Source organism: Catenulispora yoronensis (assembly GCF_039531695.1).
GTDB classification, from domain to species: Bacteria; Actinomycetota; Actinomycetes; order Streptomycetales; family Catenulisporaceae; genus Catenulispora; species Catenulispora yoronensis.
In genome coordinates this window covers 23,953-38,371 of the sequence record NZ_BAAAQN010000065.1, presented here as the reverse complement: position 1 = coordinate 38,371, position 14,419 = coordinate 23,953, and the positions used below count along the sequence as shown (strand labels likewise).

Sequence of the window (14,419 nt, the reverse complement as noted above, 5' to 3'; positions counted from 1 at the left end):
GCTCCCCGAGCTTCACAACACCCCCCGCGAAGCCCCCCGCCCTCCCCGCGTCACCGGCCACGTCAGCACCGGGCTCCGCAGCTGCGCCGCCCGCCCCGCCACCTCGTCCAAATCCATCCGCCCCAGCGTCAGCAGCCCGTACCGCAGCCGCACCGGGCCGTTCTGCACCTGCGGGAAGTTCGTGTCCCAGTAGTTGTTCGCGATCCAGCTCAACAACAGCGGATCCGCGCCTCGATCAATGGCCTGCGGCGGGGGACCGAAGTGGAAGTCGCCGAACTGGACCAGTGGCGCGTCCGGCGTCAGCAGCGCCACCGCGCCCCGGTCGTCGCCCATCACCGCCGCCGACTGCGCCGTCACCCAGCCCCGGGACGCGTCCGGCAGCTGGTCGGTGTCGAGCGCGACCATCGTGCCCGCGGTGTCGAACGCCGCCTGCCAGCCCGCGTCCATCGCCAGGGGCAGGGCCAGGTAGACGCCGGCCGGTGCGGTGTCGCCGGCCAGGTCGATGTCGACGGTGACGCGGAGCACCGGGTCGAGGGCGTCGAAGACCAGCCGCTGGTGCAGGCCGCGGGTGCCCGGGGCGGCGAAGCGGCGGTGCAGCACGATCTGTCCGGGGCGTTCCTCCACGGTGCAGGACAGGACCCGGTCGGCGGGTTCGCGCAGCGGGGTCCAGGGCTCCCAGCAGGACTCGTCGAGCAGCTCCCGGTCCAGGTCGCGGCGGTAGAAGGCGCGGCGCGTGGGGTCGGCGAGCGGGTCGGGGCGTTCGCGGACGAAGGACAGCAGGTCCAGGCCGGGCCGCGGGCTCAGGATCTCGCGGCCGCCGACCCGGTCGATCAGGGAGCTGATACGGCCGGAGTCCGGGTCGTAGGTCAGCACGTGGAACGGCGACTCGATGACGCCGGTGGCGGCCCGGCGGTCGACCGCGGTGGCGAAGTTCAGCTCGCGGGCCGAGTGGCGCTGGCGGGTCACCCGGTGCGTCGGCCGCTGCGGGAAGGCCGCCGGCGGCAGCTCCTCCAGGGCGATGACCTGCCAGGACCGGGGCGCCAGCTCGACGGCGCCGAACGAGCGCCGCTCCTGTTCGGGCTCCGGCACGCGCCAGGGCCGGTTCTCGTACGCCATCCGGCTCGCCCGGTAGGTGCGCTCGGTGGCCGGCGTCGGCTCGGCGAACCACTCGGCGGGCAGGTCGAGCGCGACCGTGCGGGGCAGGTCCGTCGGGTTGCAGACCAGGACCCCGGCCAGGCCCTTGTCCGCGACCGGGTTTCCGGCCAGCCGCTCCAGGCCGTCCATGACGGCGAACGCCGCCAGCTCGTGCCCCTGGTGCGCCTCGGCCTGCTTCATCGCCTCGATGGCCTGGGCCTGCGGGTTCGCCGGGTCGGTGTTCCAGTGGCTCCAGGTGTGCTCGTCGAACAGGTCCACGTGCTCGGCCGCCTCGGCGACCAGCGCCGGGTCCGCGCGCAGCGCCTCGGCGGCCGCCAGCAGCGGCTTGGCCTGCTGGTTGGCGGCGGTGGCCACCGGCGTGCTGCCGGCGCCCAGGCTCCAGAAGTCGGTCCAGTCCCCGCGCAGGACCGGGATGTCCGCCTCGGGGACCCGCGCGATGCGCTCGCGCAGGTCGTCGAACGTCGCGTACCGGATCCGCGGCCCGCGCTCCTGCTCGTTCCACCGCCGGACCAGGTCCGGCAGGAACGGGTTGGGCGGCGCGTTGTCCCACATGACCGGCGAGCAGGTCGAGGTCAGGTAGACGAACGGCAGCCGGTAGCCGGTGCCGCGCAGCCGCTCGTGGAAGGCGTCCCAGCCGGCGGCCATCCGGTCCACCGAGTCGTCCCAGCTGTTCAGCAACTGGTCGAACATCGTGTAGTGGCTGCCGTTGAAGACCCGCAGCCGTCGCCCCGACGGGGTCTCCCAGTCGAACAGGCCCGGCCGGGGTGCCACCGGCCGGCCCAGGTGCCGGTTCACCGCCATGACGAACAGGTCGACGCCGGCGTCCAGCAGCTCGTCGGCGATCGGCCACGGGATCCCGTTGACGTCGTGCTGGCAGGCCACCGGGATCGGGCGCCCGACCACGTCCTCCAGCTCGCGCTTCCCGGCCAGCAGGCGCCGGATCCCGGCCCGGTCCACGGTCGCGCTGACGTGCCAGCGCAGCGCGGACAGCCCGATGCGGCCCTGGTCGCACAGGTCCTTGAACCGCACCACCTGCTCCGGTGTGGCGCCGGCCAGCCAGCGCCGCACCGGCTCGGTGGCCTCGCAGGTCCACTTCGGCCGGCAGTCCTGCGGCAGGTCCGCGGTCTCCTCCAGCCAGTCCAGCGCCTGCGTGAGGTACTCGGCCTGGAGCCGCCACAGGATCGGCTGGGAGTGGGTGTAGCCGACGTCGAGGTGGCTGTGGTGCAGGACGAGGATCTCCTCGATCGCGCCGTCGTTCCGGCTCACTTGCTGGCTCCCGTGGTCAATCCGGCGATGAACTGCTTCTGCAGGGCGAGGTAGCCGGCCACCGGGATGACCGCGGCCAGGAACATCACGCCGAACAGCTGCGCGTAGTTGGTGGTGTACTGGCCCAGCGACAGATACAGACCGGTGGTGATGGTCTGGCCGCGCAGCGGGCCGAGGATGAACTGCGGGTTCATGAAGTCGTTCCAGATCCACAGCGACAGGAAGATCGCGACGGTCGCGGTGGCCGGGCGCAGCAGCGGCATGATGATGGTCCACCAGATCCGCAGCGTCCCGGCGCCGTCCAGGGCGGCGGCCTCGACGATCTCCTCGGGGACGGCGCGCAGGAACCCGGAGTACACGAACACCGCGAACGACAGGTAGCCGCCGCCGACGTTGGACAGGATCAGCCCGGCGTAGGTGTGGTCCAGGTGCAGCAGCGTCAGGATCCTGATCGTCGGCAGCAGGATTACCGCCGGCGGGATCATCAGTCCGGCGGCGAAGGCGGCCAGCACGATCCGGCGCAGCCGGGCCGAGCGCCGGCTCAGCCAGAAGCTGAAGGCCGCGCCGAGCGGGATGACCAGCAGCACCGAGGCCGCGACGGTGACCGCGGAGTTGGTCAGGCCGATCTGGATGATCCGGTCCGGCCGGGCCAGCGCGTCGCCGAGGTTGTGCAGCGTCGGCGGGGCCGGCGGCGCCGAGGGGTCGGCGACGATCTGGTCCTGGCTCTTGAAGGCGTTCACGATCGTCAGGTAGATCGGGCTGACGAAGGCCAGCGTCAGCAGCCCGGCCGCGGCCAGGTGCCAGCGCGAGCGCCAGTCCCGGCGCCGCCTCCGGACCGGGGTCGGCGCGGTAGTTGATGCGGTCGTCGATGTGGTCGCCGGAGCGGTCACAGGTCCACCTCCCGGCGGCGGAGCAGGCCGGTCACGGACAGCGCGATGACGGCGGAGAGCACCAGCAGCAGCATCGCCACCGCCGAGGCGTAGCCGAACCGGTCGTCGGTGAAGGCGAGTTTGACGATGTACAAGGCGGTGGACTGCGTGGAGTCGGCCGGACCGCCGGCGGTCAGCGCCGCGATGATGTCGTAGAGCTTCAGCATCGTGATCAGCGAGATGGTGACGCTGATCGTCGTGCCCGGCGCCACCATCGGCAGCGTGATCCGGCGGAACCGCTGCCAGCGCCCGGCCCCGTCGACCGTCGCGGCCTGGTACAGCTCGACCGGGATCGACTGCAGCGCCGCCAGGTGCACCACGGTGGTGAAGCCGCTGAGCACCCAGGCGGCGACCAGCCCGACCGAGAACATCGCCAGGTGCGGGCTGCCCAGCCAGGTGATCGGCCGGTCGACGAGCCCGGAGCCGACCAGCAGATGGTTCAGGATCCCGTCCTGGGCCAGGATGTAGCGCCACACGAAGCCGACGATCACCCCGGAGAGCACCTGCGGCAGGAACGCCACCGTGCGCATCATCCGGAAGCTCAGCGACGTCTTGTTCAGCAGGATCGCGAAGCCGATGCCGGCGGCGTTGGCCGCCACGGTCACGAGCACGGCGGTCATCAGCGTGAAGCCGAGGCTGGCGGCCAGCGCGTCGTCGTGGACCATCTCGGTGTAGTTGTCGATCCCGACGAAGGAGGAGTGCGCCAGCAGCGGGTTCTCGTCGGTCAGGCTTTTCCAGGCGCTCATGCCCACCGGCACGATAATGAACAGGACGTACAGGCCGAGCGCGATCGCGGCCAGCACGCTCAGCGCTGGATCGCCGCGGTGTCGGCGGACACGGGTGGTCATGGGCTTTTTCCTTGCCGGACGGTGGATGGGCAACGAGGCGGCGCCGGACTGGGCTCGTACGGGGTTCGTACCGCGGCGGTCCGGCGTCGGAAGGGGGCTACTTGGTCGCGGCGTCCCAGGCCGAGTCCAGCTTGGCCATCTGGCCGGCGATGTCGTCGGAGGAGAACAGGGCCTGGCTGGCGGCGTAGAAGGCGTCGTTCAGACCCGAGGGCATCGAGTCGTCGTTGGTCGCCCAGCCCAGCGCCGAGACCTTGGTGTTCTGGTCCAGGACGTAGGCATAGGAGTCCTTGAACACCTGGCTGACGTTCACGTTGTAGTCGGCCAGCGCCTTGTTCTTCAGCATCGGGAACGCACCGTCGCCCTCGATCAGGGCCTTGTAGTTGACCGGGTCCAGCGACCACGCCTCGGCGAAGGCCGTGGCCTTGTCCGGCGCCGCCGTCTTGGCGCTGATCGCCATCGAGCCGCCGACCGCGAACGGCACCACCAGCGAGCCGTCGTCGGTGGGCGTCAGGAACGAGCCGAAGTCGTCGGCGTGGTCCTTGGGCACCGAGCCCAGGAACCAGCTGCCCATCATGTACATCGCGGTCTTGCCGGAGGTGAAGTCGGTGATCGAGTCCGCGTACTTCACGCCGAGCGCGCCGTCCTCGAAGTACTTGTTCTTCACCAGCGTCCGGTACTTGGCCACGGCCGCCTGCACGTTCGCGTCACTGAACTTCACCTGGCCGGCGTAACGCTCCTGGAGCCACTTCGGGTCCTTGCCCAGCACGTCCGCCGACAGGATCCCGGACAGCGGCATCGACGCCGAGAACGGGTCCCCGCCGCCGAGCTCGATCGGCGTGGTCCCGGCCGCCTTCAGCTTCGCGCAGACGTCGAGGAACTCCGCCCAGGTCTTCGGCGGCGCGCTGATCCCGGCCTTGGCGAACAGCGTCTTGTTGTAGAAGACCATCGGGATGATCTGCGAGTTCGTCGGCGGGATGTAGACGTTGCCCTTGTAGGCGTTGCCCTGCGGCAGCAGGAAGTTGGTGTTCACCCAGCTCTGGTCGTACGGCTTGAGCAGCCCGGCCTGCACGAACGTCGAGGGCGTGATGGACTGCAGCAGGTCCGGGAACTGGCCGGAGGCCTGCAGCTGCTTGGCGTAGGCGTCCCGGTCCGTGCTCGGCGCCACCAGCTTCTTGACCGTCACCCCGGGCACCGCCTTCTCGGCATTGGCGATCGAGGTGTCCCAGAACGCGGCCGTCAGGCTCGGGGTCTCGAAGGTGAGATAGGTCAGGGTGGCGCCGCCCGACCCGCTCTTGGCGCCGCCGGAGGTCGACGCCGCCGAACATCCGGCGAGCAAGCTGAGCCCCGCGGCCAGACAGGCCGCGAGCAGACGATTGTGCCGCATGGAATTCTCCAGGAAGGGAGGAGGATGATGTGGGGACCCGGCCGGTGGGCGGCTCGACGCCGGAGCACCTTCGGGATAACGTTATCGCGAGGATAGGCGCGCGATGCGGGACCGTGTCAAGAGTCATTCCGATAACGAGGCCCTGACACGATGAGGAGCATGCCGATGAGTCCAGCAGGGGGCGGGAGCGGCGCGGCCGGGCGGCCCAAGCGGCCCACCATGGTCGACGTGGCCCGCGAGGCCGGGGTGGCGCTGCGGACGGTCTCCCGGGTGGTCAACGACGACCCGACGGTCGGACCGGAGTACGTCGCCAAGGTCAAGGCGGCCATCGCCGCGCTCAACTTCCGCCCCGACGAGCGGGCCCGCCAGCTGCGCACCGGCGTCACCGGCACCATCGGCGCGGCCGTGCGCCGGATCGCCGAGATCAACCCGGCGCTGGCCGCCATCGAGCAGACCGCGCGCGCCTCCGGCCTGACCCTGCTGGCCTCCTCGACCGACTTCGACGAGGCCAGGGAGCGCGACATCCTGCTGTCCATGTGCCGCCAGCGCCTGGACGGCATCATCGTGGAGCCGATCGGCGAGAACCACGGCTACCTGGAGGCCGAGCTGGCCGACGGCATGCCGGTGGTGGCGATGGACCGCCCGATGAGCGGGATCTCGGTGGACTGCGTGATGTCCGACAACGCCGCCGGCATAGGCATGGCGTTCCACCACCTGCACCAGCACGGACACCGGCGCGTCGCCTACATCGGCGACAGCGAGCGGGTCTACTCCGGCCGCGAGCGCGCGGCCGCCTTCCGGGCCGCGCTGCTGGCCCACGGCCTGCCGGTCGACGGCCTGGTGCACCCGGGGGAGATCACCGCCGAGCGGGTGGGCGCCGCGCTGGAGTCGGTGCTGAGCGGCCCGGACCCGGCCACGGCGCTGATCACCGGCAACACCGACACCACCCTGGCGGTGCTGCGCCGGCTCGGCCCGGCGGCGGCCTCCCGGCTGGGGATCGTCGGCTTCGACGAGGTGCCGCTGGCCGATCTGCTCCAGCCGGCGCTCACGGTCGTCGCGCAGGACACCGCGAACATCGGCCGCACCGCGGTGGAGCTGCTGCGGGCCCGCATCGCCGACCCTTCCCGGCCTGCTCAGCGCGTGGTCGTCCCGGTGGCGATGCGGGTCCGGGGCTCCGGCGAGGTGGCCGCGCCGGCGGCGTCCGCGGTTAACGCCGGATGACGCGGTCTTGACAGACCACCGGATCATGCGCCACCTTGCGGGATAACGTTATCCCGCCTCGCGCAGCCTCTGGCCCGGCGGCGATGGCGGTTCGCTCCGGCGGTGTCCCCCGCCGGCGCGGACGCGTGCCCCGCCCCCGGCGGGGCGGTTCGGCGGTCCGGTCGCGGGGCCGCACGGCACACCCCTTTTCCGTCACCTTCCTGGCTGTTCCTCCCCGAGAGGTCCGATTCATGAAGCTGCTCAGAGCCCGGCCCCACCCTGTTCGGACCCACCCTGCCCGACCCCACCCCGCCCGACGCGCGGTCGGCGCCCTCGCCGCCACGGCGCTCGCCGGCACCGCGGTGGCCACGACACTGGCCGGTCCGGCCCGGGCCGACACGGTCACGGCGAACCAGGCGTGGCGCGTCGCCCAGCAGTACACCGGCGTCTGGACCAGCCCGCCCACCGTGCTGAGCGGCGGCGGGACGGTCGACGCGCCGCTGCTGGGCAACGGCGACCTCGGCGTCGCGGTCGGCGGGACGATCGCGAACCAGACGCTGTACCTCGGCAAGAACGACTTCTTCTCCGGCTCCAGCCACGCGATCAGGCCGTTGGGCCGGATCGTGCTGTCGGCCCCCGGGCTGACCGGGTCCTCGTACCGCGTCGTCCAGGACATCGCCCACGCCGAGGTGCGCGGGACCTACGCGCTCAACGGCCAGACCCTGAGCACGACCAGCTGGGTGGACGCGAACTCCGGCACCGTCGTCACCTCGTTCGCCCTGGCCGGCGGTGGCGCGCAGAGCATCGGCATCACCCTGCAGAACGGCTCGGGCGGCACGCCGAGCGTCTCCACCACCGGCAACGATCTCGACGCCGATGTGGCCGCCGACACCGGGACCGGCGCCGACCCGCACGCGCGGATCGCGGCCCGCACCATAGGCCAGAGCCAGTCGGTCTCCGGCAACAAGATCACGCTGACGGTGCAGCCGGGCGGCACCGCCACCCTGGTGGCCGGGATCGTCTCCAGCGTCGACAGCGCGAGCTGGCAGTCCGCCGCCGATTCCCTGGTCTCCGGTCTCAGCCAGACCGACGTGGCCAACCACAACGCCGCGCACCGCTCCTGGTGGCAGAACTACTGGTCGCAGTCCTACGTCGAGATCCCGGACAAGGCCGTGGAGAAAAGCTGGTACGGCTCGCTGTATCTGCTGGGCAGCGTCTCCCGGGCCGGCAAGTACGCCCCGGGCCTGTGGGGGAACTGGATCACCGGCGCCATGAACTGGAACGGCGACTACCACACCAACTACAACTACGAGACACCGTTCTACGCGGCCTTGTCGACCAACCACATCGCGCAGACGGCCGCCTACGACCAGCCGGTTCTGGACTGGCAGTCGGCGGGCCAGGCGCTCGCGGCGCAGAACGGCTTCACCGGCGTGCTCTACCCGGTCGGGCTGTCGCCGAAGGGCACCAGCGCGGACATCAACCTGCACAACCAGAAGTCCAACGCGGCCAACCTGGCCAGCAACATGGTGATGCGCTTCGAGTACACCGGTGACACCTCGTACGCGAACACCGTCTATCCGTGGCTCAAGCAGGTCGGCCTGTTCTGGCAGAACTACCTCACGTGGGACGCGGCCAACAACCGCTACGTCATCACCAACGACGCGCCGCACGAGGACCAGAGCTACCCGCAGACCAACAGCGGCATGTCGCTCGGCCTGGTCCACCTGCTGTTCCAGGGCCTGATCGACATGAGCACGGCGCTGAACCAGGACGCCGGCACCCGCGCCACCTGGCAGAACATCGCCTCGCATCTCAGTGCTCTGCCGACGATGACGCTCAACGGCCAGACCGTCCTGCGCGAGACCGAGGTCGGCAGCGACTTCGTCAACGACGGCAACGACATCGACGCCCAGGCCATCTATCCGGGCAGCCTGATCGGTCTGGACAGCGACGCGACGCTCCAGCAGACGGCCCGCAACACGATCGGCGCGCTCACCAACGCCTGGGGCGGCGGCAACGCTCCGGCCACGTTCTACGCCGCGGCCGCCCGCGTCGGCTACAACCCGGCCACCATCCTGGCGAACCTGCACGACGAGGCGACGAACCAGAGCTACGCCAACATGGCGATCCACCACAACGGCGGCGGCATCGAGAACATGAACGTCACCACCTCGGGCCTGGACGAGATGCTGCTCCAGTCGTTCCAGAACGACATCAAGGTGTTCCCGGCCTGGCCCGCGGCCACGAACGCGAAGTTCGGGGACCTGCTGGCCTATGGCAACTTCCTGATCTCCAGCAGCAGGTCCGGCAACGCGGTCCAGTACATCAGGGCCGTGAGCCAGAAAGGCGGGAACCTCGTCGTCACCAATCCCTGGTCCGGCAGCGTCGAGGTCTATCGGAACGGCACCGACACCGGGACGGTGTCCGGCGCCAAGCTCACGATCGCCACGTCCGCAGGGGACACCATCGACCTGGCCCCGGCCGGGACTCCGCTGGCGACGATCCAGAGCCAACTCGCGCAGCCGCTGCAATCGAGCACGGGAAGCAGCGGCAGCTTCAGCTCGGGTTTCGAGGCGACGGACGTCGCGCCGACGTGGAGCGACACCGTCGACACCAGCGGCGGCGGGCTGTCGAACGTGACCGGGATCTGCTGCGGACTTTCCGCTCCCGAGGCCGGGCTTCGCACCGGTGAGACCGCGCATGCGGGTAGCGGATCGCTGATGTACTCGGGCGCGGGTAGCGGGGCCAGCTCCGTGTATGCCTATCTGAAGGTCTTCGACCTCAGCGGCAGCCCGCTGGCGATCGGCAGTGGCAAGACCCTGAGCTATTGGATCTATCCGCAGAGCAACGCCACGACGCCATACGTGTCGGCCGGCTCGACCAACAGCAGCTGCGTCGCCGTCGACCTGGTCTTCGCGGATGGCAGCACCCTGCGGGACTCCGGCGCGGTGGACCAGAACGGCAACCGTGCGCACCCCGCGTACCAGTGCGGCCATCTGACGCTCGACGCCTGGAACCACGTCACCGTCAACCTCGGCACCACCAACGCGAACAAACAGGTCAGCCGGATCCTGGTCGGCTACGACCATCCCAGCTCCACCGGGGGCTACCGAGGATATGTCGACGACCTGAGTATCAGCTGATCCGTCCGAACCGCCATTGATGACAGGAGGTGCCGTCGTGACACGCGATCCGCTCGATGTCCGGGTCGAAACCGGGCTGGAGGCGACGATGCGCGACGGCACCGTCCTGCGCGCTGACGCTTATTGGCCTGCTGAGGACGGCTCGTGGCCGGTGCTGCTGGTCCGCACGCCGTATGGGAAGCAGAACGCTGACGTGCTTGCTCGCCTCGATCCGTGGGGTGCGGCCAGACGCGGTTATCTGGTGGTCGTCCAGGACTGCCGTGGCCGCTTCGCCTCGGACGGCGTGTGGGAACCGTTGCTACACGAAGGCGCGGACGGATACGACACGATCGCTTGGGCGGCGCGGCTGCCGGGCGCCGATGGCCGGGTCGGGACCTACGGGCCCAGCTACCTCGGGTATACGCAGCAGGCTGTGAAAGCCCTACGGCCTCCGCTGCTGGCCGCGACCGCGCCGGGGTTCACTTGGGCCGATCCGGACGATGGGCTGATCAGGCGTGGTGGAGCGTATGAACTCGGGCTGGTCACGCAGTGGACGTTGAGCCTCGGCTACAACGTTCTGGAGCGCCGCTACCGCTCCCGGCCCGCCGAGGCGCGTCGGTACTTGGCCGACGTGGATGCCGCGCTGGAGGAATTCGCGGGGCGGACTGTGTGGGAGCGGCCCACTGATGAGGCATCCACGCTGCGCCGACTGGGTTTGCCGATACCTGTGCCAACTCCCGGATCGCCACAGACCACTGATATACCGACTCTGACCGTCGCTGGCTGGTTCGACTGCTTTCTCCAAGGCAGTCTCGACAACCACGTTGCAGCCTCCGCCGCCGGTGCGGCGACCGCGCTGATCGTGGGGCCGTGGTCTCATGACAATCAGACCAGCCGCGTCGGCGAGGTCGACTTCGGAGCGCTTGCCGACGCTGCGGCGATCGATGGCGGAAGGTCTTTGGCCGATCTCGAACTCGACTTCTTCGACCACTTCCTTGCTGCGGAACGCGGTGGTCAGGCGCCAGAGGGTTCGGCGCTGGTGTTCGTCATGGGGGCCGACGAATGGCGCCGGTTCCCGGCCTGGCCGCCGGTGAGCGCCGAGCAGTCTTGGTATCTGTGTCCCGAGTCCCGCCTTGATCGGTGGCCGTCGTCGGACCCGGGCTCGGTTTCGGGCTCGGACACCTTCGACCACGACCCCGACGACCCGGTCCCCACGGTCGGAGGAGCGTTGCTCATCGGCGCTGGCTTTCCGGCCGGACCGTACGATCAGCGCCTCGTCGAGAAGCGCGACGATGTCCTCGTCTACACCAGCGAACCGCTGGACCATCCGCTGGAGGTTGTTGGCCGGGTCCGGGTGCACCTGGTCGCCGAGTCCACGGCGCAGGGCGCTGATTGGGTTGCCCGGTTATGCGATGTCGATCGCGACGGGGTTTCGCGCAACATCACCGACGGCGTGCTCCGGACAGTGCGGACCGCTGGTTCCGACGGCGGCGCGGATGAGCCCGATGAATACGTGATCGACCTGTGGTCCACCGCCTACGTGTTCCAGCCCGGACACCGGATCCGGCTTCAGATCGCCGCCAGCTGCTTTCCTCGCTGGGATCGCCATCCCGTCGCCACGCGGGCTCGGCAGACCGTGCACCACGGTGCCGGGTTCTCGTCGCGGCTCGTCCTTCCTGTTTTAGAGACCCCTCGATAGACGGAGCCTGCCGGCTCCGCGCACCACGTTCCCTTCAGAAAGGCCAGCACCATCATGTCGCCAGTTCGGGGCTACGAAGCCGAACCCTGCCATGCCATCAGCGGATGCGTCGGCGCCGGATTCCCAGCGGCCGTCGCCGACCTGGCACCGGGAACGGTGCTTGCCGTCGACGGTCCGGCTGCCGTCGACTGGGAGGCGGTCGCGGCCGGGACCGGCGACGCGCTGGCCGCCCGCGGCCTGTCCGCCCAGCAGATCGATATGCGCGAACACTTCGCGACGTGGCCCGAGATCCTGGCGCGCACCGCGTCGGCCGTGCTGAACGACGACCCGGACTTCGCGCCGATGTCGGATGCGAGCTTGGGTGACTTCCTCGGCGGCCTTCCCGAACTGCCGGAAGCAGATTCGGCGGCGGCTGCGGCTGCGGCGGCTGCTCGCGTCGTCACGGTCGTCGTCGGACCCGGGGCGGCGCTCGTCGGCGGGTATGACGTGCTCTGGTACGCGGACCTGCCCAAGCGCTACGCCGAAGCCGCGATCACCGGCGGGACCGGACGGAACCTCGGCCAGCCGGCCAACGCCGGACCGGGGACCACGCGCCGGCTGTTCTACATTGACTGGCCGGTGTTGGACCGGCACCGTGATGCCGTCCTCGGTGACGTGGATCTGTGGCTGGATACTCAGGACTCGGTGACGCCGACGTGGCTCGACAGGAGGACGCTCGGCGCCGCGTTGGCCGACCTCGCGGCGCGGCCGTTCCGGACCAGGCCCACGTTCAATACGACGTCGTGGGGCGGGCATTGGGCGCAGGAGCAACTCGGCTTCAATACTGAGGCGCCCAACACCGCGCTCGGGTACGAGCTCATCGCGCCGGAGAGCGGGATTCTGGTCGGCGAGGCGGACGGGGCGCGGGTTGAACTTCCGCTCCAGGCACTCGTCGCGCGGCATCCTGAGCTGGTGCTCGGTGCGAGTGTGCACGAGGTGTTCGGGACGTCGTTCCCGATTCGGTTCGACTACCTCGACACGGTCGGCGGCGGGAACTTGTCAGTCCACTGCCACCCGCAGCCGGACTACATGCATCGGGTGTTCGGCTGGCCCTACACGCAGCACGAAACGTATTACATGATGGTTGGTGGGACTGATCGGAAGGTGTTTCTCGGCCTGCGACAGGATGCTGACATTGACGCGTTCCATAAGGACGCTGATCAGGCCGTTCATGACGCTACGCCGTTCGACGTCGAGCGCTATGTCCAGACCTTTCCGGCCGAGCCGCATCAGTTGTTCCTCATCCCGGCCGGCACGCCGCACGGCAGCGGCGAGGGGAACGTGGTGCTGGAGATCAGCGCGACGCCGTATCTGTACAGCCTGCGGTTCTACGACTGGCTTCGGAAGGACGCTGCGGGGACGCAGCGGCCGGTGCATGTCGGGCATGCGTTCGAGAACCTCAACGTCGGGCGTGCTGGCGAGGCCGTGGCCAGGGACCTCGTTCAGCAGCCGCGGTGTGTGCGTGCGGGGGAGGGGTGGCGCGAGGACGTTATCGGTGTGCTGCCGGAGATGTTTTTCGAGGTGCGGCGGATCGAGGTGGGCGCGGAGGCCGTGGTTGAGGACTCGGCGGCCGAGCGCTTTCACATTCTGAACGTGGTGGAGGGCGATGGTGTTGTTGTCGAGACGGACGCGGGGCATCGGCATGAGTTGGCGTATGCGGAGACGCTGACGATTCCGGCTGCTGCTGGCGGCTATGCGGTGCGTGCGCTGGGTGCGGGCGGGGCGCGCTATGTCAAGGCCCTGGTTCGGTGACAGGGGTGAATGACGCGGTGAGCGAGGTCGCGGTGATGGATGTCGGGGGAACGCATGTCACCGCTGCGCGGGTGGACGTTCGGGACTGGGTTGTCGGCGGAAGCGACGGTCGGTCGTTCCGAGAGCCCTTGGACGGTGACGGTAGCGCCGAGGAGATCATCGCGACGCTGGTCCGGTGCGCCTCGCGGCTGACGGTTGAAGCGGGAACGCATTGGGCGGTCGCCGTGCCGGGACCGTTCGACTACGAACGCGGGATCGGCCGGTATGCCGGGGTCGGCAAGTTCGACGCGCTGAACGGTGTCGATCTCGGCTCGGCGTTGTTGACGGAGCTGCCCGGCGCTGCCGGGGTGAGCTTCCACAACGACGCGGACGCGTTTCTCGCCGGAGAGTGGAGAGCCGGAGCGGCAAGCGGGCATGCGCGCGCGATGGGCATCACGTTGGGGACCGGTGTGGGTTCGAGCTTTCTTCGAGACGGGACGACGGTTCACGACGGGCCGGGAGTGCCGCCCGAAGGGCGGGTCGACTCGTTGTTGTATGGAGGCCGGCCGATCGAGGAAGTCGTGTCGCGGCGGGCGATCCGGCGGGCGTATGCACGGGCGGGTCATGCGGGCCTGGATCTGGGCGCGAGCGCGGACCCGGGCGTGGGCGCGGGCGTGGACCCGGGCGCGTTGATCGACGTGCGGGAGATCGCCGAGCGGGCCCGGGGCGGCGAACGGCTCGCGGCAGAGGTCTTCGCACACGCCTTCCGCGTCCTGGGCACGGTCCTGGCGCCCTGCGTCGAAGCCTTCGAGCCCACGGTTCTGGTCGTCGGCGGGTCCATCGCGGCTTCTTGGGACCTGGTGGCCGGCCCACTGCGCGAGGGCCTCGCCGCCCACGCACCGAACCCGTCGACAGCAGCCACCCGCGTTCTGCAACCCGCTCGCCACCCGTCCGACGCCCCACTGCTCGGCGCCGCGTATCTGGCCCAGACCGCCGGCCGACCGACCCTGGCATAGTAGGGCCCGTACATCCCCCGAACGCAC

At 69.9% G+C, this 14,419-nt stretch carries 9 protein-coding genes; 5 read left to right on the top strand and 4 right to left on the bottom strand.

All coding sequences use genetic code 11. The features are described 5' to 3' along the window. Nucleotides 1–12: 12 nt before the first annotated feature. The 4 genes from ABD481_RS37870 to ABD481_RS37855 all read right to left on the bottom strand — a co-directional run bounded on the left by ABD481_RS37870 (nucleotide 13) and on the right by ABD481_RS37855 (nucleotide 5,582). Nucleotides 13–2,421 (bottom strand): glycoside hydrolase family 38 N-terminal domain-containing protein, encoded by a 2,409-nt coding sequence (locus ABD481_RS37870; RefSeq protein ID WP_344670692.1) that lies wholly within the window; start codon nucleotides 2,419–2,421, stop codon nucleotides 13–15. Beyond that, nucleotides 2,418–3,311, bottom strand: coding sequence for a carbohydrate ABC transporter permease (locus ABD481_RS37865; RefSeq protein ID WP_425559389.1), 894 nt, complete (start codon nucleotides 3,309–3,311; stop codon nucleotides 2,418–2,420). The genes ABD481_RS37870 and ABD481_RS37865 overlap by 4 nt, the downstream gene beginning before the upstream one ends. Next, nucleotides 3,308–4,198, bottom strand: a complete 891-nt coding sequence (locus ABD481_RS37860) for a carbohydrate ABC transporter permease (protein ID WP_344670691.1) — start codon at nucleotides 4,196–4,198, stop codon at nucleotides 3,308–3,310. Before ABD481_RS37860 ends, ABD481_RS37865 begins: the two co-directional genes overlap by 4 nt. A gap of 97 nt (nucleotides 4,199–4,295) precedes the next feature. Beyond that, on the bottom strand, nucleotides 4,296–5,582 hold the full coding sequence (locus tag ABD481_RS37855) for an extracellular solute-binding protein (protein ID WP_344670690.1): 1,287 nt from the start codon (nucleotides 5,580–5,582) through the stop codon (nucleotides 4,296–4,298). 165 nt (nucleotides 5,583–5,747) lie between these two features. On the opposite strand from ABD481_RS37855, the gene ABD481_RS37850 reads away from it, so the two are divergent. From ABD481_RS37850 to ABD481_RS37830, 5 genes are all read left to right on the top strand, one after another. Then, nucleotides 5,748–6,803 carry a LacI family DNA-binding transcriptional regulator gene (locus ABD481_RS37850; RefSeq protein WP_344670689.1) on the top strand — a complete coding sequence of 352 codons (1,056 nt, stop codon included), beginning with the start codon at nucleotides 5,748–5,750 and terminating at the stop codon, nucleotides 6,801–6,803. Between the two features lie 230 nt (nucleotides 6,804–7,033). Continuing rightward, entirely contained in the window at nucleotides 7,034–9,928 is a 2,895-nt protein-coding gene (locus ABD481_RS37845; RefSeq protein ID WP_344670688.1) for a glycosyl hydrolase family 95 catalytic domain-containing protein, read from the top strand. Nucleotides 9,929–10,016: 88 nt separating this feature from the next. Beyond that, nucleotides 10,017–11,606, top strand: coding sequence for a CocE/NonD family hydrolase (locus tag ABD481_RS37840; protein WP_344670687.1), 1,590 nt, complete (start codon nucleotides 10,017–10,019; stop codon nucleotides 11,604–11,606). A 54-nt stretch (nucleotides 11,607–11,660) separates the two neighbouring features. Beyond that, nucleotides 11,661–13,397, top strand: coding sequence for a class I mannose-6-phosphate isomerase (locus ABD481_RS37835; RefSeq protein ID WP_425559388.1), 1,737 nt, complete (start codon nucleotides 11,661–11,663; stop codon nucleotides 13,395–13,397). 35 nt (nucleotides 13,398–13,432) lie between these two features. Beyond that, nucleotides 13,433–14,392: an ROK family protein gene (locus ABD481_RS37830; RefSeq protein ID WP_344670718.1), complete on the top strand. Its 960-nt coding sequence runs from the start codon at nucleotides 13,433–13,435 to the stop codon at nucleotides 14,390–14,392. Nucleotides 14,393–14,419 lie beyond the last annotated feature (27 nt).